This is a genomic window from Pseudomonas sp. TMW 2.1634 (assembly GCF_001703595.1).
In the GTDB taxonomy this organism is placed as follows: Bacteria; Pseudomonadota; Gammaproteobacteria; order Pseudomonadales; family Pseudomonadaceae; genus Aquipseudomonas; species Aquipseudomonas fragi.
Genome location: NZ_CP016849.1, coordinates 3,170,982 through 3,191,204 on the forward strand (window position 1 = coordinate 3,170,982; position 20,223 = coordinate 3,191,204).

The following is a 20,223-nucleotide window of genomic DNA, read 5'->3' on the forward strand; positions in this document are numbered from 1 at the left end:
AAACAAGCGATAAATAGTTACCGAAAACGTCAAATCACCCCAGGAGCGAATCGCCGCGAACCGGCACAACCACGGTGATTGCCTTGACCTGTACACCTTCGCGCCAGAGGCTCGGAGGCACTGGCAGGCCGAGGCGGCGAGTGGCAAAAATCCCCGGCAGGTTGACCCCGGCTTCACGGGTGTAGCCGATGCCGCCGGAGTAACGCAGGTTGATTTCCAGCAGGTGCGGCTGACCCTCGGCATCATCACGGGTTTGTACATTGACGATGCCGTCGCACTTGAAGTGCCGTGCGGCCTTGATCGCCAGCTCGACGGCGGCGCCATCGCGCTCGAACGTCTGCATCAGGCCCTGCTTGCGCCGCCCGACCCAGGCCACGACCTCGCCCGCTTCGCAGACCATGTCCACCGAGCATTCGCTGCCGGGCATATAAGGCATGACCAGCAACGGCTTGGGCGCATCCGACTGGCCGTAGGCCTGGGCAAATACGTCGGCATTGACCTCATGGGCGTCGGCATTGGCAAAACTGCGGAACGGGTCGACGTTATCGGCCAGCCGCCAGAAGCCCTGGCCGTAGATGCCGCGAGTGGGTTTGACACAGACCTGGCCGTCACGGGCCAGTTGCGCGTAAGCCGCCTGCAGTTCGGCACGGGTGCTCACGGTTATTGCCGGGATGCACGCCAGCCCGGCCGCCAGCGCTTCGCGAGTGAACGCCGACTTGTCGTCAACCCGCTCAAAGGTGTCCAGGTCCAGCGCGCCGGTGACCAGTTGCAGCCCGGCCGCTTCGAACTCGGCGCGGTGCGCTTCATAGACCTGGCCCACACGCCCGGCCAGCACCACCTTGATCTGTTGGGCACGGGCCTGCTCGATCACCCAGCCGATACGCTCCTGGTTGTCTTGCGGTTCACGCCAGGCGATATCCGCCAACCCGGTAATTTCGGGGCGACTTTGTCGGTGCGAGGCGAAAATCCGCACCGACTCCGGTAGCGCCGCCCGGGCACCAGCAATCACGTCGCGTTGGCTCGATTGCCCTTCAAGAAACCAGATCATGAACATCCTTTGAGACGGATAAACGCGGGAGTCTAGCGGATGGGGACTACAGGCGCCCTTAGTCATTCTGTGGAGGTCGTGTAACCAAATATGAAATTAATTAACTAATTAGTTCATAATGTGCGGCATCGTGTCGCGCCCTGTCGCCGACACTTCATGTAAAGGAGCTTCTGTAGATGTTTTTCTCTTCCCGCGCCCTGCTGAACACCAGCCTGTGCGGCGGCTTGTCATTGCTGGCCCTGACGCCTGCCTGCGTACTGGCCGACACCACCGACAACCTGATGAACCGTTCGACCCTGACCGGCGACTGGGGCGGCGAACGCCAGAAGCTGGCCGACAAAGGCATCAAGCTGACCGGTGATTACAACTCCGAAACCTTCTCCAACCTGCATGGCGGCATCAAGCACGGCACCCGGTATTCGCAGCAAGTGCGCATCGGTGCCCAGTTCGACCTGAGTAAAATACTCGGCAGCGCCGATGCTGGCCTGGTGCAAGTCACCGTCAATGACCGTCGCGGCCACAGCGCTTCCGAAGACCTCGTAGGCAACCGCCTGCCGATCCAGGAAAACGCTGGCGGCAACTACACCCGCCTGTCTGAGTTCAGCTACCAGCGCACGCTGTTTTCCGAAGACCTGACCACCAAGCTGGGCTTTATGCCGATGGGCAACGAGTTCGGCGGCATGCCGTTGTTGACCAGCTTCGTTAACGCCGGTTTTTGCGCGCACCCGCTGACCCAGTCCAATGGCAGTGGCTGGACCAACTACCCCACCGGCCACTGGGGTGCAGAATTGCGTTACACCGTCAGCCCGGCCCTGACCTTGCAAACGGCGCTGTTCCAGGTCAACCCCGAGTACAACAGCCGCTCTTCCGAAGCGTTCAGCATGACCACCAAAGGCACCACGGGGGCGATCATGCCGCTGGAGGCGATCTTCACCAACAACGCCTGGCTTAATGGCCAATATAAAGTGGGTTGGTACTACGACACCTCCAACACTCGCAAGATTGGCAGCACGCAAAAAGCCAATAACCGCACCGGTGCCTATGTGCTGGTCGACCAGGCCATCTGGCGTGACGAGCAAGACCCCGAAAGCGTATTGCGCGCCTTTGGCCAGGCGTCCAGCAGCAATGCCGCCACCTCGCCGATGCGCCACTGGTACTCGGTGGGCCTGGTCAAGCAAAAGCCGTTTGCCAGCCGTCCCAAGGACAGCATCGCCTTTGCCTATGGCCGCGCGGTGTTCAACTCGCGTTCGCGTGATGTCCAGGAGGCAGCAGCCAGCAGCCCCGAGCAGGCGGACATGATCGCCAGCCTGGACAGCGGCGAGCAGTTGCTGGAACTGAACTACGGAGCGCAAGTCACGCCGTGGCTGCTGCTGCGTCCGGACCTGCAGTACATTATCGAGCCTGGGGCTTTCTACGGTGCCAAGCGCAGCAATGCGCTGGTGGCGGGCTTGCAGGTCAAAGCCACGTTCTAAGGGCTTGGACTTTCTGTGGGAGCGGGCTTGCTCGCGAGGGTATCTACGCGGTTTACCTGAACGGACTGCGTCGTCTGCATCGCAGGCAAGCCAGCTCCCACAGGTCGAGCGGTGCCACATCAAGCAGCGGCATGCAGGGTCCATTGTGGGAGCGGGCTTGCTCGCGATGATGCCGACGCGGTCTACCTGAACGGACTGCGTCGCCTGCATCGCAGGCAAGCCAGCTCCCACAGGTCGTGCGGTGCCACATCAAGCAGCGGCATGCAGGGTCCATTGTGGGAGCGGGCTTGCTCGCGATGATGCCGACGCGGTTTACCTGAACGGACTGCATCGCAGGCAAGCCAGCTCCCACAGGTCGTGCGGTGCCACATCAAGCAGCGGCATGCAGGATCCATTGTGGGAGCGGGCTTGCTCGCGATGATGCCGACGCGGTTTACCTGAACGGACTGCGTCGCCTGCATCGCAGGCAAGCCAGCTCCCACAGGTCCTGCGGCGCCACATCAAGCAGCGGCATGCAGGGTCCATTGTGGGAGCGGGCTTGCCCGCGATGATGCCGATGCGGTCTACCTGAACGGACTGCATCGCAGGCAAGCCAGCTCCCACAGGTCGTGCGGCGCCACATCAAGCAGCGGCATGCAGGGTCCATTGTGGGAGCGGGCTTGCCCGCGATGATGCCGACGCGGTTTACCTGAACGGACTGCATCGCAGGCAAGCCAGCTCCCACAGGTCGTGCGGTGCCACATCAAGCAGCGGCATGCAGGATCCATTGTGGGAGTTTGGCTGCCAGCTTTCACAATATGTTAAGGATTGCCCTCCTATACTCCAGCGCACTATTCCATTCGATTGCTGCCTGGTAGCCCAATGCGCCTGACTCGTCCTGCTCTGCTGTTATTACTGCTCACTTGCGTGTTGCTGTTTTTCGCGCTGGGCAATCACCAACTGCAAGGCTCGACCGAGTCCCGGGTGGCGGGCATCGCCATGCAGATGCATGTCAGCGACGATTGGGTCACGCCCAATCTGCTCAACCAACCCTTTCTGGAAAAACCTCCCCTGAGCCTGTGGCTGGACGCCGGCGCCATTCGCGTGTTCGGCGCCGAGCTGTTCGCCGTGCGTCTGGCGTCTGCATTTGCCGGTTTGTTTTGCGTGATGTTGCTCTACGCCATGCTGCGCAAACTCGGGCGCCCCACGGCGCTGGCCTGGACAGCCGCGGCGATGCTGGCAACCATGGGCATTTTTTGGGGCAACGCACGCCAGGTGGGCGAAGACTCCCTGCTGACCCTGGGCGTGACGATGGCCCTGTTGGCGTTCTACCACGCCAGTCGCCAGCCCGGCCTGGCCCGGGGCAGCTGGCTGCTGTTCGCCTTCGGCATCGCCATTGCCACCCTGAGCAAAGGCGTACTGGGCCTGGCATTGCCGGGCGTGGTGATCTTTGTTTTTCTGCTGAGCGAAAGCCTGATCGATAAACGCTTCGTACTGCGCAACTGGCTACGCCCCGCACTGTTGACGCTGGTGGGGCTGATCCCGCTGATGATCTGGCTGTGCCTGTTGTATCAGCGCGGCGGTATGCAGGCGGTCAGCGAGTTGCTGCTGACCAACAGCGTGGGGCGGTTTAGCGGCTCCTTTGTCGAAGCCGGGCATTACGAACCCTTTTACTACTACCTGCGAAAACTGCCCGAAGCCTTTCTGCCGTGGAACCTGCTGACTTACCTGGGCCTGTGGCACTTTCGCAAACAGCTGCGCGCCAACCCCTTCCTGCTGTTTTTCAGTGTATGGCTGGTGGCGCAATTTGTGCTGCTCAACCTCGCCTCCAGCAAGCGTGCGGTGTACATGATGTCGATGGCACCCGCCGCCGCGGTGATTGCGGCCGAGTACGCGCGGGTGGTGCTGGACTGGCTGTACAAAAAAAGCGCAGGTTCGCCAGTGGCCAAATTCCTCAGCGACAACCATCGCCCCCTTGCCATCGCGCTACTGGCCATTCTGGTGGGCGCCTACCTGCTGGCGGCCCATCGGGCCCCGTTGGCCGACAAGGAAGAGTCCTTCCAACCCCTGGCCGCCCGGGTCATGAGCCTGCAGGCCAACGGTAAGCAGGTGGCACTGCTGCGGCCAGATGAACGCCTGGGCGCCGTGGTGTTCTACAGCCAGCAGTTGCAACACACCCTTGATTCAACGGCCCAGTTGCAGGCGTTTCTCAGCGCATCGCCCGAGCATGTCGCCCTGGTGGAAAAACCCGAGATACCGGGCATGGCCTTGCAGGTGCTGGAAGAAATCAGCGTCGGCCGCCACCACTTCTATTTTGTCAGCCAGGCCACGCCGCCGCCCCAAACTTGATCCCGGGCAACACAATCGCAGATGCCGTGGCCGATCACGCTGCATTGGCTACGCTCCTTGGACGATTCACAGCCAAGGAGCCTGCCATGACCATCAGCATTTCCAGCAAGACCCTGAGCGACTACGACGCAAATCTGGCCTACAACACGGCCAGCGCTTTCCTGCGCAAATCCGATCTGGCCAATTACCTGATCGATCAGCTTGAGCAACAGCGCGTAAAGGTCAATATAGAAGTCAGCACCGACCCGGCGCTGGCCAATCAGGATGTATCGAACAACGGCGCCATCGTCTGGAACCTGCACAGCAATCTGACGCCAGGTGCCAACCTGGCTGACGTGACTGCCCTGCTCAATCGCATCCCGGCCCAGCAAAAGCCTTACATCACCAGCCTGTGGACGCTGATGCATCTGCTCGCCCTTGCCTGCCAGCAATTGAACAACCAGCTCAACTTTCGCGATGCGGATGCAACCTGGCCGTGGCTCGACGAAAAAGTGCTCAGCGCCAACGACATTGAAAACGTGGTGGCCCGCGAACTCAGCGACCTGCCTTTGCCCGACGAGCAAAACTGGAACCGCCTGCTGAACCGCACCTGACATGAAAAAGCCCGGCTCAGGGCCGCAGTTTTGTTCACTTAGGCGATTTCTGTCTCTGTGGGAGCGGGCTTGCTCGCGATGGTCGTAAACGATGACGCGTATTTACTGAGTAAATGCGGTGCTCTGAAGACCATCGCGAGCAAGCCCGCTCCCACACTTGAACAGCATTGCGGCTCAGGGCCGGGCTTCAAGTCTTGCGCCAAAGGGCCTCAGAATTGCGAGGCTTCATACCCGTGACGGCTGCTGGTGCTCACCACCGGAACGATGCTCTTCCAGTCCTTGGGCTCGATATAGCCCAGCATCTGCGGATCGCCGTTCGCGCCATTGGTTTTGATAAACAATGAAGCGCCATAGCCAAACGTGGTGCTGGTGGACAGGTGCATGTCCATCAACAGTTGGTCCATGCATTCGCTGTGGCTCACCAGGATCAGGTTGTGGCCCGGCACTTTATGCTTGAGGGCATCACGCAACATGGTGCCCCGGCAGTTGAACAGCCAGTCCTGCGCCTCCACCGGGTGCACGAACATGGCATCGGCGGTTTGCCGGGCGCGGGTCAGCAGGCTGCTGTAGATATCGGCGTTCTTGAGCCCCAACTGGTTGAAGTCGGCACCCAGCGCCTGAACCGTCGCTTCGCCGCGTACCGTCACACCGTCCGCCGGCCCCAGGCACTGTGCCGAAGAGCGGTCGCAACGCTCGCCGTGGCGTACCACTGCAATTACATCGCCCTTGGCCCAGCTGTCGGTGAGCTGCAATACGCGATCGGCATGGCTGGGCTGCGCCAGATCAGGTGCGGCGGCAGGTGCCAGCAGCGCCAGCGCCAACACAATGGCCAGCACACTGGCCACGATCACCACCAGTGCATTTCTGTAACGGACCAGGCCACGGCGCAACAACGCACGGTTAATTCCGGTCAGATCAAGGCTCAACGTCACGATGCTTATGCCCTCTGCGGCAGTCAGTGAAAACACTGGCGCCACCCTATAACGCGAATATGACAACGGGTCGCTTCGCGCCCCGGTAGCAGCAAACAGACTTGCATAAAGCAGGTCTCTATTAGCTGAACATAGCCTAGAAAAAAGGAGGTCAGAGGCAGGTGAAACGGATGTGAAAAAAAGCGTAAAAGTCAGATTGCCAGCCGCCATCTGAATGGATAGGCGGTTATGTGAACTGGCGCAAAACAAAACGTTTCAGCTCTGGCAGATGCAGCCGATACCCCTCCAACACAACACTCGGCTGGGTCAAAAAAAATAATTCCCTCCAGCGAACTTAGATCATGCGTGCAGCGTTCCTGGAGAACTCTATGAATAAATGGCTGAGCAATATCAGCGTCAACCTGAAACTGTCCCTGGGCTTTGGCCTGGTACTGGCCCTTACCTGCGTAATGGCCGTCTGCAACTGGATCAGTCTGGACAAGATGATTGATCGCAGTAACTGGATGAGCGACATCACCCGTTTAAACACCGCGTTTACCAACCTGCGGGTTACGCGTTTGCAATACATGCTGACCGATGGCGACGAAACTGCCGCACAGAATGTACAAGCCAGCATTGATGCGTTTTCTGCGCAGCAAAGCCAGCTGATTGCCACCTTCCAGAGCCCGGAAAACCTCAAGCTGCTCAAGGAGCAGCAAGAAATCATCGGCCGCTACGAGCGCGCGCTGGTGACCATGCGCAAGGCGTATGTCGAGTCCGCCGTATCGCGGGCTAACATGGACCGCAATGCCGCCCAGGCCCAGGACGCCATCGCAACCTTGCTCAACCGTGCCCTGCAATTGCCCGCAGGTGATGAAAACCGCTTTGCCATGTTCCAGACCGTGTCAGAAGTCCGTGAGCAGTTCCTGCTCTCGCGCTACCAGGTGCGCGCCTACATTGCCGCACCCAACCCGGCCACGGAAAAGGCCGCCCGCCAGCAACTGGACGCCGCCATTGCCAGCCTTGACCGCCTGAGTTCGCACTTTGCCGCCAATGCCGGCGACACCCTGCGCACCCTGACCAAAACCATGGATCAGTACCAGGAAGCCCTTGAGCTTTACACCAGCACCGACAACACCATCATTGCCATGCGCAAGGACATGACCGACTACGGCACCAGCATCCTTAGCCGCAGCGATGAGCTGTACAAAATCCAGCTGGAGCGCCGCGATATCGAAAGCGCCGCGGCCAACAGCATGCAACTGATCACTACCTTGCTGGTGCTGTTGTTTGGCATCACCGCAGCCGTAATCATCACCCGCCAGATCACCGTGCCCCTGCGTGAAACCTTGGCCGTGGTTGATCGCATCGCCAGTGGAGACCTGACCCAGAACCTGCGCGTTACCCGTCGCGACGAACTGGGCGTGCTGCAACAAGGCATTGCCCGCATGGGCACGACCCTGCGCGAATTGATCAGCGGTATCCGCGATGGCGTCAGCCAGATCGCCAGTGCCGCCGAAGAGCTGTCCGCGGTGACCGAGCAAACCAGCGCCGGGGTCAACAGCCAGAAGATCGAGACTGATCAGGTGGCCACCGCCATGCACGAAATGACCGCCACCGTGCAGGAAGTGGCGCGCAATGCCGAGCAAGCCTCGCAAGCCGCTGCGGCCGCAGACAACGAAGCCCGCGAAGGCGACACCGTGGTCAACCAGGCGATTGACCAGATCGAGCGCCTCGCTGTGGAAGTGGGCCGTTCGACCGAAGCAATGGCCGTGCTGCAACAGGAAAGCGACAAGATCGGCAGCGTGATGGACGTGATCAAGGCCGTGGCCGAGCAAACCAACCTGCTGGCGCTCAACGCTGCGATCGAAGCGGCGCGTGCCGGTGACGCCGGGCGCGGCTTTGCCGTGGTGGCCGATGAAGTGCGCGGCCTGGCCCAGCGCACGCAAAAATCCACCGAAGAAATCCAGACCCTGGTAGCCGCCCTGCAAAGCGGTACCCAGCATGTGGCCAGCGTGATGCACAACAGCCGCACCCTGACCGACAGCAGCGTGACCCTGACCCGCCACGCAGGCACGTCCTTGCAGGGCATCACCCGCACGGTGTCGAATATTCAGTCGATGAACCAGCAAATTGCCGCTGCCGCCGAGCAACAGAGCGCAGTGGCCGAAGAGATCAGCCGCAGCATCGTCAACGTGCGCGACGTTTCCGAACAAACCGCAGCGGCAAGCGACGAGACGGCCAAGTCCAGTGTTGAACTGGCGCGCCTGGGCAACCAGCTGCAAGAGATGGTCAGTCACTTCAAAGTTTAATTATCAAGGGTTCAACTCATGCTCAACGGTTGAACCCCACTTTAAAAAACCAGGTCAGATATCAGAGCACAAGAATGATGGAAGCTTGAGCCGCAACAAGTTCAACACAGCTACACGCTTGCAAAAAAAATCCCACACACAAATGTAAAAATCATTCTCGCTACATATTAAATACCGTATTTAAACTCACCGGGCCTAAACATCGACAGGACCCACTATTATGGTATTTGAACAAAAAATCGCAACCAAGGCTGGTCTTGCCGCCACACTTTTATTGGCGGCGTCAGCATCGTTCGCGGAAACCAGCAAAGACTACACACTCAGTTGCTCGGCAAGTGGATTCACGGGTACCGCTTACATAACAGCGGTCAGAAATGGCAACTTGCTGAGTGTCTTCGCAACCGATTATAAAATCAACAGCCCAAGCAGTTCTGCATCGCGAAGCGAAGCTAACCTGAACATGCGCATTTGGGGTTCGTCTACAAACCAGAATACTGATTGGGATAAAACCAACAAAAACCTGCAACAGGATGGCGTCAAACGCAAAATACGTATTGCACAGAGCATTACCGAGCCTCGCTTGGGTGCAGTTGAAATCGAGTTCGTTTTTGACCGTAAAGGCTCCGACCCACGGTGCTTTACTAAAGAAATGATCGCCGCGTTTTAATCATCTGCAGTCGTCAGCGGGTCACATACTGGCTATGTACCCGCTTATATTCCTGATCCAACAACTAAAAGTTTTACTTAATTTGCCACAGCCTATCCCCATTACTCGTGATGTACGCGAGCACGCTTGAGCAACTTTTTACTGCGCTCGGACAGGTGCAACACCCGCAGATGTTTGCCCGCTTTGCGATAGCGCTCGCGCAGCGTATCGAGAGCCGCAATGGCCGAATAATCAACAAAGTTCAAATGCCGACAATCGAGGGTCACCTGCGCCGGGTCATTGGCCGGGTCGAACTGCTTGAGAAACGCCGTGGTCGAGGCAAAAAACAGCGTGCCGTGAACACGGTAAAGTTTGCTGCCGTCACTTTGCAGGTCCGTATCAGCGTACATCTGACGCCCCTGCTGCCAGGCGAAGTTGAGCGCGGCGATAATCACTCCACACATCACTGCCACTGCCAGGTCGGTAAACACGGTAATCACCGTCACCGCAATAATCACCAGCACATCGTTGAGCGGCACTTTGTTGAGGACTCGCAACGAGGCCCAGGCGAAGGTCTGCTGTGACACCACAAACATCACCCCCACCAGCGCCGCCAGCGGAATGCGCTCGATAAACGGCGACAGGAACAACACAAACAGCAGGATCATCACCCCGGCGGTCACCCCGGACAACCGCCCGCGGCCGCCGGAACTGAGGTTGACTACGGTCTGGCCGATCATCGCGCAACCGCCCATGCCGCCGAATGCCCCCGAGACCATATTGGCTGCGCCCAGAGCCACACACTCGCGGTCGGGGTAGCCACGGCTTTCGGTGATTTCGTCGGTCAGGTTGAGGGTCAGCAGGGTTTCCAGCAAGCCGACCACTGCCATCACCACGGCATAGGGCGCGATGATGCCCAGGGTCTCAAGCGTCCAGGGAATCTGCGGCAGGTTGAAGCTCGGCAAACCGCCCGCGATGTGCGCCATATCGCCCAGGGTACGGGTCGGCAGGCCCAGCAGGTACACCGCCAACCCAACGCCCAGAATGGCCACCAGCGCAGGCGGCGCGGCGCGGGTCAGGCGCGGCAGCAGGTAGACAATGGCCATCGTTGCGGCCACCAGCCCGATCATCATGTACAGCGCCATGCCGCTGAGCCAGGTGTCGCCGTCCTTGAAGTGATCCAGTTGCGCCAGGGCAATCACGATTGCCAGGCCGTTGACGAACCCCAGCATCACCGGGTGCGGCACCATGCGCACCAGCTTGCCCAGTTTGAGCAGGCCGAACGCCAGCATGATCAGCCCGCTTAGCAACACCGTGGCCAGCAGGTACTGCACACCGTGTTGCACCACCAGCGCGACGATCACCACCGCCATCGACCCGGCGGCACCGGAGACCATGCCCGGCCGCCCGCCAAACAGCGCGGTAAGCGTGCAAATAATAAAGGCGCCATACAGTCCCATCAGCGGGTTGAGATGGGCAACCAGCGCGAACGCGATGCACTCGGGCAACAGGGCAAAAGACGTCGTGAGCCCGGCCAGGACATCAGCGCGCAGACGTGAGAGTTTCATGGTTTACCTAAAATTCGGGACGGGGAAAACGGAGGGCGTAACAAGCAACAGATGGTAACAAATTGCAGACGTTATAAAACACTTGTGGGAGCGGGCTTGCTCGCGATGGCATTGCCTTGGTTTGCCTGACAAACCGCGCAGCCTGAATCGCGAGCGAGCCCGCTCCCACAACGAATCGGGTTTACTACTTCACCACCCTGCCCACACCACGGCCACGCGGGTCGGAGGCGGTTTCAAGCGCGGTGCCCTGAACCCGGATAGCCTGGATATCCCCCATGTTCCAGCCCTGATCCTCCAGGGTGTAACCCATCGCTTTGAGCTCATCCGCCACCTTGCCGGTCAGCGGTGCATAAGCGTCGAAGTAAATCGTATCCTTCGGCAACAACTGGTGATGCACACGCTGCGCGGCCACGGCTTTTTCCAGTGGTAGGTCGTAGTCATAGATATTGTTTAGCACCTGGAAAATCGAGGTGAAGATCCGCGAGCCGCCCGGTGTACCCAGTACCAGCGTGACCTGACCATCGCGGGTCACCAGGCTTGGGCTCATGGACGACAGCATGCGCTTGCCCGGTTCAATGGCGTTGGCATTGCCACCCACCACACCAAAAGCGTTGGCTACGCCAGGCTTGGAGCTGAAGTCGTCCATTTCATCGTTCAGCAAAAAGCCCGCGCCCTTAACCACAACACCGCTGCCGTAATCCCAGTTCAGGGTGTAGGTGTTACTGACTGCATTACCCTGTTTGTCGACGATGGAGAAGTGCGTGGTCTGATGCGGTTCCAGGCCCGGCTTGACATTGGCAGTCGCCGAAATCGCCTTAGGGTTGACCTCTTTCGCACGCTTGGCGATATAGGCCGGGTCGGTCAGTTCCGCCACGGGCATCTTGCCGAAAGCCGGGTCACCCAGGTAGTCGGCACGGTCGGCGAACACACGCTTTTCGATTTCGGCCAACAGGTGGATGTACGGCGCAGAGTTCAGTTCAACGCCCTTGAAGTCCGCGGCGCGGTCTTCCTTGATACCGATCAACTGCGCCAACGCAATACCGCCCGAACTTGGCAGCGGCGCGGTGTACAACGTGTTGCCACGGAAATCGACGCGCATCGGCTCACGCCAGCTGACCTTGTAGTCGTTAAGGTCTTGCTTGGTGATCAGGCCTTTGTCTGCCTGCATTTGCGCGACCAGCAGATCGGCGGTCTTGCCGTGGTAGAACTCCTTGGCCCCTTGGTCGGCAATGCGCTCCAGGGTCTCGGCCAGCTCTGGCTGCTTGAAGGTTTGTCCGGGTTTCATGCTGCCAAAGTAGTCACCGAAATTGGTGGTGCCCTTGAACAGCGCCAGCGCATCTTCGCGGTACTGGAATTGCTGGTCGGCCACCGTGAAGCCGTTTTTCGCGTAGCCCACGGCCGGGGTGATCAGTTCGGCCCAGGGCAATTTGCCAAAGCGCTGGTGCGCCTCCCACAGGCCCATCACCGTGCCCGGCACACCCGCAGCGCGGGAGCCGACCAGGCTCAAGTTCTCGATGATTTCGCCCTTGTCGTCCAGGTACATATCGCGGCTGGCGGCTTTGGGGGCCGTTTCGCGATAGTCGAGGAAGTAGGGTTTGCCGTCGATATACATCGTCATAAACCCGCCACCGCCGATATTGCCGGCTTCGGGATAGGTCACGGCCAGCGTAAAGGCGGTGGCGACTGCGGCGTCGACCGCGTTGCCGCCTTTTTTCAGAATTTGCGCAGCCACTTCGGCGCCGTATTGATCGGGTGCGGCGACTGCGCCGCCGTCCAGGGTGATGGCATACGCCGAAGAACTGGCAACGATAGCCGCCGTCAGGGCCAGGGTTTTGAACCACACAATGCGCATTCGATACATCCTTTTATTGTTATCAACTGTGGCCAAACCTTGTCTGAATTCGGCAACATTTTCAAACAACAAACGTAAAAGTGCGCAATGACACACAAGCTTGAGGACAGCACGGTTCTGCGCCGAAACGGGACTCGTAGCAGCTGCCGTAGGAACGAGGCTGCGTCCGGCTGCGCAGCAGTCGCAATTCCGGCAAACGCGGTATGCCTGAAACACCGGGTTGCAGGGTTCTACGACTGCTTCGCAGCCGGACGCAGCCTCGTTCCTACGGCAGCTGCTACAGAGGGCGTTATGTGTGCGCTTCGGTGAGCAGTGCATCCACCAGACCACGGGCCATTTCGACACCGTGAATCACGCACCACAACTGCTCCGCTTCATAGCCGCTGAGGTGGGAATGGATATCGTCGGCGGTCAGTTCCGCGCCCTTGAGCAGCAGCGAGGCATGTTTGAGCGCCTCGTGCATCGGCACGCCGGGGTTGATGCTGAATAACGAAGTGCCCTGATGGGCGGTGGTGAACAGCGGTGGATCGGGGACAATTTTTTTCATGGCCATAACTCTCAAAAACAAGCTGAAAGAACTGCCTCTGTCCCGCTGTCAATCGGTAAGGGTGGCAGCTGCGTGCGGGTTGACAGACCGAGGAGAGTTATCAAGACCCGGTGCACTCGAAAGTGCCCCGCACACAGCCGCCATAACATGAAGAAATGTTGATGACGCCCGTCTTAATAACCCTCAGCGGTCTGTCAAAACCGGTCACTGAAATCAGCGACCCGGCAAGACTATCCACGCTGATCGAGAGCCACAAGACGGTCAGGATTCTCTAGGAATCGTCCCTCAATAGAAAGCGACGCAGCAGGTGCAGACGTTGCTTTATATGTAGGAACTTCACGCAAACCCTGTGGGTTAGCGCTAGTCGCAGATGGCATACCCCGCCAGCTTGGCCTGGATAAAGTCCAGAAAGCACTGGATGCGCAGCGCCAGCTGCGAGTTGCGGTAATACACGGCGTGGATCGGCTGGCGATAGCCGCTGTTGAACTCACCCAGCACCACCTGCAGGCGCCCGGCGGCGATGTCTTCGTGGGTCATGAAATGCGACAGGCAAGCGATGCCCTGCCCTTGCAACGCCAGATGGCGCACGGTTTCGCCACTGGAGGCACTGATGGCCGGCTGGATGGGCCAGCGGTCGCCCTGGGCATACCGCAGCGGCCACTGGTTGAGGCCATCGTTCTGGGTAAAACCGATCAGGGTGTGGTGGGCCAAATCCGCAACATTTGTGGGCATGCCGTGGGCGGCAATGTAGTCCGGGCTGGCAAGGATATTCAGCGGGCTGCACCCCAGGGAGCGGGCATGCAGGGTGGAGTCGGCCAGGGTGCCAATGCGGATGGCAATGTCGGTACTTTGCTCCAGCAGGTCGATAATCAGGTCGTTGCTGTTGAGTTCCAGCTGAATCTCGGGGTACAGCGCGCGAAATTCAGGGATGTACGGCACGATGGCGTGCAGCACGAATGGCGCCGCGGCATTAATGCGCAAGCGCCCGGAAGGAGTGCGCTGATGGGAGATGAGGCGCTCTTCGAGCTCGTCCATCTGCTCAAGGATCTGCTTGGCGCGCTCGAAGAAGAACTTGCCCTCTTCGGTCAGGTCCATGCGCCGGGTGGTGCGATTGATCAGCGTGGTTTCGAGCTTGGCTTCGAGCCGTGACAGCGTGCGGCTCACGGCCGAAGGGGTTTGCCCGGCCTGTTCGGCGGCGGCGGAAATCGAGCCGCACTCGATGACCGAAACAAAAATTTGCAGCTCATCGGATCTGGCTTTCACGCGGTCGACCTTATCTACGTGTGGGAGCGGGCTTGCTCGCGATGGTATCACCGCGAGTCGTCAGGACAACCGCGTTGCCTGCATCGCCAGCAAGCCCGCTCCCACCCCGGCGGCGCTTATGCCTTGAGGCCAAACACCTCGGCCAGGTGCTGCTCGTAACGTGCAGCGTCAACTTCCGGTTGCGGGCGCTTCATCACGTCAACACACAGGAAGGTCGGCAGGCCGGTCATGCCAAGGAACTGGTTGGCCTTGTGGAACGGGAAGTACACCGCGTCCACACCCTTGCCTTCAAAGAAGTCGGCCGGGTCGTCGAACGCTTGCTGCGGTGCGTTCCAGGTCAGCGACAGCATGTACTGCTTGCCCTGGATCAGGCCGCCGCTGCCGTAGCGCTGCGAGGCGTCGGAGCGGGTGCGGCCGTCGCTGGCGTAGAGCTTGCCGTGACCTGCGGTGAACACTTCGTCCATGTACTTTTTAACAATCCACGGCGCCCCCATCCACCAGCCCGGCATTTGGTAAATGACCACGTCAGCCCAAAGGAATTTTTCGACTTCCTCGGCGATATCGTAGCCTTCATCGATATGGGTCACTTTGACTTCAAAGCCCTGACGATCAAAAAACGCCAGCGCAGTGTCGTGCATGGTCAGGTTGTAGCGACCATCGGAGTGGGCGAATTTTTTCGCACCGTTAAGCAAAAGTATTTTTTTCATCATCAGCCTCCAGGGGTTAAACCCTCAGCGCTGTTGAGCGACATGGGGGGGTTAAAAAACATGTCGGCAGAATATCGATGCCCTCGCATGAGAAAAACCCGTAGTGGGTCAAATCACCTTTGCCGCTCCAGCACGAATCCATTATCAATTGTTGATTAACAAGTGAGTACCCAGCAGCGCCATGCCGATAAAAAACACCCGTTTAAACAGCAAGGCACTGATGCGCTGACGCAACCATTGCCCCAGCCACATGCCGAGCATGGCGGGCACCAGTGCCAGCAATGAGGCATTGAGCTCACCGCCGCCCAGGCTGCCGCGCCAGTAAAGCCCGGCGGCAAGGGCCAATGTGGAGACGCTGAAGGACAATCCCAAGGCCTGCACCAACTGGTTTTTGCTCAGGCCCAACGCTTGCAGATACGGCACTGCGGGGATCACGAACACGCCGGTGGCCGAGGTAATGACCCCGGTGATTACGCCGCACACCGGGCCCAGCCAGGGTTCGCGCTGCGGGGCTACGCGCAGGGTGGGCAGGAACAACCCGCTGAGGGCATAGAGCAACAGGGCCGCGCCCAGCGCTCGTACCACCCAGCTACCGCCGTCGATACTGAGCCAGAGCATGCCCAGGGCGGTGCCGATAAAAATCCCCAGTTGCATGGGCCACAGGCGTTTTACCAAGGCCCGCAACTCCCCCCCTGCGGCCAGTTGCCAGGCGTTGGTCACGATGGACGGGATAATCAGCAGAGCCGCAGCCTGTGCCGGTGCAATAGCCAGGCCGAGCATGCCCATTGCGACGGTCGGCAAGCCAAGGCCGATGACGCCCTTGACCGTACCCGCCAGCAAAAAGGTCATCATCACCAGCAGTGACAAGGCCCAACCCATAGTTTGATAGAACTCGACAAGTGTTTTCATGGGCCTATGCTGGGGCATGGGCCAGCGCCTGAAAATGCGCCATGCACAGAGCCTGCCTCTTGCAAAACGAAAGTCTGGATACAAACCCCTTGTGGGAGCGGGCTTGCTCGCGATTCAGGCGACTCGTTCAACCTGAATGACTGCAGCGATACCCTCGCGAGCAAGCCCGCTCCCACAACACGCCTGCCATAGGGGTAAGGACTTTTCATGCACTTCGATCTGGTAGATCTGCGTCTGTATTTGAATGTGCTGCAGGCGGGCAATATCACCGCTGGTGCCAGCCTCAGTCATTTATCGCTGCCCGCCGCCAGTGCGCGGATCAGGGCGATGGAAGCGTCCCTGGGCGTGGCCTTTTTGCAGCGCAGCCGTCGTGGCGTCAGCCCGACACCGGCCGGGCAAGCGCTGGCACAGCACGCGCGGCTGCTTTTGCAGCAGGTCGAGCGGATGAATCACGACCTGAGCGAATACGCCCAAGGCTTCAAAGGCCGTGTGCGCCTGCTGTGCAACACTGCCGCCCTCACCGAATACCTGCCCGAGTTGCTCGCCGACTTTGTGCGCCAGCACCCCACTATCAGTGTCGATCAGCAAGAGCTCACCAGCCTGCGCATTACCCATGCGTTGCGTCTGGATGCAGCCGATATCGGCGTGATCTCCAGTGCGGTCGACACTCGCGAGCTGCAAACCCGGCCGTTTCGCGATGACCCGCTGGTGCTGGTCATGCCCCTTGATCACCCGCTGGCCCACAGGCCCGGCCTCTCGTTCAGCGACACCCTGAGCCATGACTATGTCGGGCTGTCGGCCAGCAGCGCGTTGGCGGTGTATCTGGAAGAGCAGGCGCTGCATGTGGGCATTCGCATGCAGGTGCGTATCCGCGCCGAAGGTTTTGACGCCGTGCTGCGCATGGTCGCCCGCGGCGCCGGGCTGGGGATTGTGCCCCGGGCGACCATCGAGCGCTGGCAGGCGCCACGCACCTTTAAGGTGGTGAGCTTGAGCGAGCCGTGGGCAGATCGTAAATTGCTGCTCTGTGCCCGCTCATTCGAGCAGTTGCCCGCCTATGCGGTGGCCTTGCTGGAGGCGTTAAGCTTGTAGGAAGAGTCGCGGTTTGCGCTTCGCCTGTATGCCTTGGTTTTTACCCAGAGTAATATCCGGGGCTTGCGACACCCGGGGCACTTTTGGCCGCGGGTATTTTTATCAAGTTTTGAGAATAACAACTCACAGGGCACCCGATGGCTGACGCTAACTCCCCCCCGGTCACACTCAAACGCGGTTTGAAAAATCGCCACATCCAGCTGATCGCCCTGGGCGGTGCCATCGGTACGGGCCTGTTCCTGGGGTCGGCGGGCGTGCTCAAGTCGGCCGGGCCGTCGATGATCCTGGGCTATGCGATCGCCGGCTTTATCGCATTCCTGATCATGCGCCAGCTGGGCGAAATGATCGTCGAAGAGCCGGTGGCCGGCTCCTTCAGCCACTTTGCCCACAAGTACTGGGGCGGCTATGCGGGGTTCCTGTCGGGCTGGAACTACTGGGTGCTGTATGTACTGGTGGGCATGGCCGAGCTGACGGCCGTGGGCAAGTACATCCAGTTCTGGTGGCCCGAGGTACCGACCTGGGTCAGCGCCGTGGTGTTCTTTGCGCTGGTCAACCTGATCAATACCCTGAACGTCAAAGTGTTCGGCGAGATGGAGTTCTGGTTTGCCATCATCAAGGTGGTGGCGATTGTCGGCATGATCGTTTTGGGCTGCTACCTGCTGTTCAGCGGCACCGGCGGCCCGCAGGCGTCGATCAGCAACCTGTGGAGCCACGGCGGCTTCTTCCCCAATGGTGGCATGGGCCTGCTGATGGCAATGGCCTTTATCATGTTTTCCTTTGGTGGCCTGGAACTGGTGGGCATCACCGCCGCTGAAGCCAGCGAGCCGAAAAAGGTCATCCCCAAGGCCATCAACCAGGTGGTGTACCGGATCCTGATTTTCTATGTCGGTGCCCTGACGGTGCTGCTGGCGCTGTACCCGTGGGACCAGTTACTGGTCACCCTGGGCGCCGGCGGCGATGCCTACGGCAGCAGCCCGTTTGTGCAGATCTTTGCCTTGATCGGCAGCGATACCGCGGCACAAATCCTCAACTTCGTGGTGTTGACCGCCGCGCTGTCGGTGTACAACAGCGGCGTGTACTGCAACAGCCGCATGCTGTTCGGCCTGGCCGAACAGGGTGATGCACCCAAGGCGCTGATGAAACTGACCAAAAACGGCGTGCCTTTGCGCGCACTGGGCGTGTCGGCACTGGTGACGCTGCTGTGTGTGGTGGTCAACTATGTGGCCCCGCACAAGGCGCTGGAGCTGCTGTTCGCGCTGGTGGTTGCCTCGCTGATGATCAACTGGGCGCTGATCAGCCTCACTCATATCAAGTTCCGCAAGGCGATGGCGGTACAGGGCGTGACGCCTTCGTTCAAGGCATTCTGGTTCCCGTTCAGCAATATCCTGTGCCTGGTATTTATGGCGGTGATCGTTTCGGTGATCTGGATGATCCCCGACGTTCGCGCGTCGGTGTATGCGATTCCGGTGTGGCTGCTGATCATCTACGGCTTCTATCTGCTGCGCCTGCGCACTGGCAAGGCACTGGCCAATACGCACTAAGCATCCAGCTGTTACAAAAAAGCCCCGGTACTGAAAACAGTGCCGGGGCTTTTGCGCATCTGGGGGTCGGAACCAGGCATCTGTCAGAGTAACGCTGCGGTTAGGGTGAGGTTCGATAACCCATCACCGGAGGTCTTATGTCTGCGCCAATCACCGTGCTTCGCGACACCCATCCCCTGCCCGTGCTCGATGCCTGCAAGTGGGAAAAACTCGAAGGCGACCCGCACACCGTCAACCTCAATGCCTACACCAGCGAAGACGGCAGCAAGATCATGGGCACCTGGATTTGCACGCCCGGCAAGTGGTATGTGGAGTATGTGAAGTGGGAATACTGCGATTTCCGTGAGGGCTATTGCATCATCACCCCCGAGGGCAAAGAGCCGATCCACTTGCGGGCCGGGGATATCTTTGTGGTGGAGCCAGGCATGAAAGGCACATGGGAAGTGGTGGAAACCGTGCGCAAGTACTTCGTTTTTGCCTGAGTGAAACCACGCAAAAAACCCGGGAGCCCGCCCGACGCGGGCTCCCGGTAAAGCGACCAGTTACTGAGGTTTGCGATAGCTGTTGATGATGGCCGAGAAGTCCTTGCCGCCTTCGCCACGCAGGCTCATGGCCTGATACAGCTGTTGCGCCACGGCCCCCATGACCACCGGCTGGTGGGCCTGACGTGCGGCCTCGGTGGCCAGCCCCAGGTCCTTAAGCATCAGTTCGGCACCAAACCCGCCGGTGTAGCCGCGTGATGCAGGGGCCGTTTCCACGATCCCCGGCCACGGGTTGTACACCTCCGAACTCCAGCAGCGCCCGGTGGAGCTGTTGATCACCCCAGCCAGGACTTCGCTGTCGATACCCAGTGCAGCCCCCAGGGCCATCGCCTCGCTGACGCCGACCATGGAGATGCCGAGCAGCAGGTTGTTGCAGATTTTAGCCACCTGGCCGGTGCCCACATCCCCACAATGGACGATGTTGCGGCCCATTTGTTCGAGTACCGGGTGCAAGGTGTCAAACAGTGCCTGGGGCGCGCCGACCATAAAGGTCAGGGTGCCTGCCTGTGCGCCGCCGGTACCGCCGGACACCGGCGCATCGGCCATCTGCACGCCCTGTTTGGCGGCTGCAGCGGCGACATCGCGGGCGGTCTGCGGGTCGATGGTGCTGCAATCCACGGCGGGCACGCCCTTGGCGATACCGGCGAGCACACCGTCCTCACCCAGCCACACGCTGCGCACATGAGCCGCAGCCGGGAGCATGGTGATCACCATTTCCGTGCCTTGGGCCGCTTCACGTGGCGAAGTGCTGATGTGGCCACCCAGGGCAGCCAGTTCAGCAAGGATGTCCTTGTTCAGGTCAAACAGGTTCAACGAGTGCCCGGCCTTGAGCAGGTTGCGCGCCATCGGTGCGCCCATGTTGCCCAGGCCGATAAATGCGATGTTCATACGGGTG

Annotated in this window: 17 protein-coding genes and 1 pseudogene; 9 read left to right on the plus strand and 9 right to left on the minus strand. The window is 59.8% G+C overall.

The annotated features are described in order from the left end of the window. Positions 1-34 precede the first annotated feature (34 nt). A complete protein-coding gene (locus tag BFC21_RS15125; protein WP_088378240.1) occupies positions 35-1,048 on the minus strand; it encodes an ATP-grasp domain-containing protein in 1,014 nt (337 codons plus the stop codon). 176 nt (positions 1,049-1,224) lie between these two features. Here BFC21_RS15125 and BFC21_RS15130 point away from each other — a divergent pair, with 176 nt between their 5' ends. The 3 genes from BFC21_RS15130 (at position 1,225) to BFC21_RS15140 (ending at position 5,441) form a co-directional block, all read left to right on the plus strand. Beyond that, positions 1,225-2,520 (plus strand): carbohydrate porin, encoded by a 1,296-nt coding sequence (locus BFC21_RS15130; RefSeq protein ID WP_016783523.1) that lies wholly within the window; start codon positions 1,225-1,227, stop codon positions 2,518-2,520. A gap of 861 nt (positions 2,521-3,381) precedes the next feature. Next, positions 3,382-4,848 (plus strand): glycosyltransferase family 39 protein, encoded by a 1,467-nt coding sequence (locus tag BFC21_RS15135; protein ID WP_120266314.1) that lies wholly within the window; start codon positions 3,382-3,384, stop codon positions 4,846-4,848. Positions 4,849-4,934: 86 nt separating this feature from the next. Continuing rightward, positions 4,935-5,441 (plus strand): hypothetical protein, encoded by a 507-nt coding sequence (locus tag BFC21_RS15140; RefSeq protein WP_088378242.1) that lies wholly within the window; start codon positions 4,935-4,937, stop codon positions 5,439-5,441. A gap of 209 nt (positions 5,442-5,650) precedes the next feature. Here BFC21_RS15140 and BFC21_RS15150 read toward each other — a convergent pair whose 3' ends face one another. Then, on the minus strand, positions 5,651-6,373 hold the full coding sequence (locus tag BFC21_RS15150) for a histidine phosphatase family protein (protein ID WP_177342610.1): 723 nt from the start codon (positions 6,371-6,373) through the stop codon (positions 5,651-5,653). Positions 6,374-6,876: 503 nt separating this feature from the next. Between BFC21_RS15150 and BFC21_RS27830 the strand changes: the two are divergent. The 3 genes and pseudogenes from BFC21_RS27830 to BFC21_RS15160 form a co-directional block, all read left to right on the plus strand. After that, a pseudogene (locus BFC21_RS27830) lies at positions 6,877-7,809 on the plus strand (methyl-accepting chemotaxis protein); the annotation flags it as partial. A 141-nt stretch (positions 7,810-7,950) separates the two neighbouring features. Next, positions 7,951-8,664, plus strand: a complete 714-nt coding sequence (locus tag BFC21_RS27835; RefSeq protein WP_369782769.1) for a methyl-accepting chemotaxis protein — start codon at positions 7,951-7,953, stop codon at positions 8,662-8,664. 220 nt (positions 8,665-8,884) lie between these two features. Then, positions 8,885-9,331 carry a hypothetical protein gene (locus BFC21_RS15160; RefSeq protein WP_088378244.1) on the plus strand — a complete coding sequence of 149 codons (447 nt, stop codon included), beginning with the start codon at positions 8,885-8,887 and terminating at the stop codon, positions 9,329-9,331. Positions 9,332-9,432: 101 nt separating this feature from the next. On the opposite strand, the gene BFC21_RS15165 is transcribed toward BFC21_RS15160, so the two are convergent. The 6 genes from BFC21_RS15165 to BFC21_RS15190 all read right to left on the minus strand — a co-directional run bounded on the left by BFC21_RS15165 (position 9,433) and on the right by BFC21_RS15190 (position 16,156). Further along, a complete protein-coding gene (locus tag BFC21_RS15165) occupies positions 9,433-10,878 on the minus strand; it encodes a SulP family inorganic anion transporter (RefSeq protein WP_088378245.1) in 1,446 nt (481 codons plus the stop codon). 184 nt (positions 10,879-11,062) lie between these two features. Further along, entirely contained in the window at positions 11,063-12,730 is a 1,668-nt protein-coding gene (gene ggt, locus BFC21_RS15170; RefSeq protein ID WP_088378246.1) for a gamma-glutamyltransferase, read from the minus strand. Positions 12,731-13,019: 289 nt separating this feature from the next. Further along, positions 13,020-13,277, minus strand: coding sequence for a DUF3077 domain-containing protein (locus BFC21_RS15175; RefSeq protein ID WP_120266729.1), 258 nt, complete (start codon positions 13,275-13,277; stop codon positions 13,020-13,022). Between the two features lie 360 nt (positions 13,278-13,637). Further along, entirely contained in the window at positions 13,638-14,540 is a 903-nt protein-coding gene (locus tag BFC21_RS15180) for a LysR family transcriptional regulator (RefSeq protein WP_095005148.1), read from the minus strand. 116 nt (positions 14,541-14,656) lie between these two features. Continuing rightward, positions 14,657-15,247 (minus strand): NAD(P)H-dependent oxidoreductase, encoded by a 591-nt coding sequence (locus BFC21_RS15185; RefSeq protein WP_095005149.1) that lies wholly within the window; start codon positions 15,245-15,247, stop codon positions 14,657-14,659. Between the two features lie 144 nt (positions 15,248-15,391). Further along, entirely contained in the window at positions 15,392-16,156 is a 765-nt protein-coding gene (locus BFC21_RS15190; RefSeq protein WP_088378249.1) for a sulfite exporter TauE/SafE family protein, read from the minus strand. Between the two features lie 207 nt (positions 16,157-16,363). On the opposite strand from BFC21_RS15190, the gene BFC21_RS15195 reads away from it, so the two are divergent. The 3 genes from BFC21_RS15195 to BFC21_RS15205 all read left to right on the plus strand — a co-directional run bounded on the left by BFC21_RS15195 (position 16,364) and on the right by BFC21_RS15205 (position 19,268). Further along, on the plus strand, positions 16,364-17,245 hold the full coding sequence (locus BFC21_RS15195) for a LysR substrate-binding domain-containing protein (RefSeq protein ID WP_120266315.1): 882 nt from the start codon (positions 16,364-16,366) through the stop codon (positions 17,243-17,245). Positions 17,246-17,382: 137 nt separating this feature from the next. Beyond that, complete coding sequence (locus BFC21_RS15200; protein WP_088378251.1) at positions 17,383-18,786, plus strand: amino acid permease; 1,404 nt, start codon at positions 17,383-17,385, stop codon at positions 18,784-18,786. Positions 18,787-18,923: 137 nt separating this feature from the next. Beyond that, entirely contained in the window at positions 18,924-19,268 is a 345-nt protein-coding gene (locus tag BFC21_RS15205; protein WP_016783536.1) for a cupin domain-containing protein, read from the plus strand. 60 nt (positions 19,269-19,328) lie between these two features. On the opposite strand, the gene mmsB is transcribed toward BFC21_RS15205, so the two are convergent. Further along, on the minus strand, positions 19,329-20,216 hold the full coding sequence (mmsB, locus tag BFC21_RS15210) for a 3-hydroxyisobutyrate dehydrogenase (protein ID WP_016783537.1): 888 nt from the start codon (positions 20,214-20,216) through the stop codon (positions 19,329-19,331). Positions 20,217-20,223 lie beyond the last annotated feature (7 nt).

Bases quoted from the DNA above. Each gene is read 5' to 3' on its own strand.
- BFC21_RS15190 (WP_088378249.1), bottom strand. From the start codon at position 16,156: ATGAAAACACTTGTCGAGTTCTATCAAACTATGGGTTGGGCCTTGTCA.
- BFC21_RS15175 (WP_120266729.1), bottom strand. From the start codon at position 13,277: ATGAAAAAAATTGTCCCCGATCCACCGCTGTTCACCACCGCCCATCAG.
- BFC21_RS15140 (WP_088378242.1), top strand. From the start codon at position 4,935: ATGACCATCAGCATTTCCAGCAAGACCCTGAGCGACTACGACGCAAAT.
- BFC21_RS15130 (WP_016783523.1), top strand. From the start codon at position 1,225: ATGTTTTTCTCTTCCCGCGCCCTGCTGAACACCAGCCTGTGCGGCGGC.
- BFC21_RS15200 (WP_088378251.1), top strand. From the start codon at position 17,383: ATGGCTGACGCTAACTCCCCCCCGGTCACACTCAAACGCGGTTTGAAA.
- BFC21_RS15205 (WP_016783536.1), top strand. From the start codon at position 18,924: ATGTCTGCGCCAATCACCGTGCTTCGCGACACCCATCCCCTGCCCGTG.
- ggt (WP_088378246.1), bottom strand. From the start codon at position 12,730: ATGCGCATTGTGTGGTTCAAAACCCTGGCCCTGACGGCGGCTATCGTT.
- mmsB (WP_016783537.1), bottom strand. From the start codon at position 20,216: ATGAACATCGCATTTATCGGCCTGGGCAACATGGGCGCACCGATGGCG.
- BFC21_RS15195 (WP_120266315.1), top strand. From the start codon at position 16,364: ATGCACTTCGATCTGGTAGATCTGCGTCTGTATTTGAATGTGCTGCAG.
- BFC21_RS15160 (WP_088378244.1), top strand. From the start codon at position 8,885: ATGGTATTTGAACAAAAAATCGCAACCAAGGCTGGTCTTGCCGCCACA.
- BFC21_RS15135 (WP_120266314.1), top strand. From the start codon at position 3,382: ATGCGCCTGACTCGTCCTGCTCTGCTGTTATTACTGCTCACTTGCGTG.
- BFC21_RS27835 (WP_369782769.1), top strand. From the start codon at position 7,951: ATGCACGAAATGACCGCCACCGTGCAGGAAGTGGCGCGCAATGCCGAG.
- BFC21_RS15185 (WP_095005149.1), bottom strand. From the start codon at position 15,247: ATGAAAAAAATACTTTTGCTTAACGGTGCGAAAAAATTCGCCCACTCC.
- BFC21_RS15125 (WP_088378240.1), bottom strand. From the start codon at position 1,048: ATGATCTGGTTTCTTGAAGGGCAATCGAGCCAACGCGACGTGATTGCT.
- BFC21_RS15165 (WP_088378245.1), bottom strand. From the start codon at position 10,878: ATGAAACTCTCACGTCTGCGCGCTGATGTCCTGGCCGGGCTCACGACG.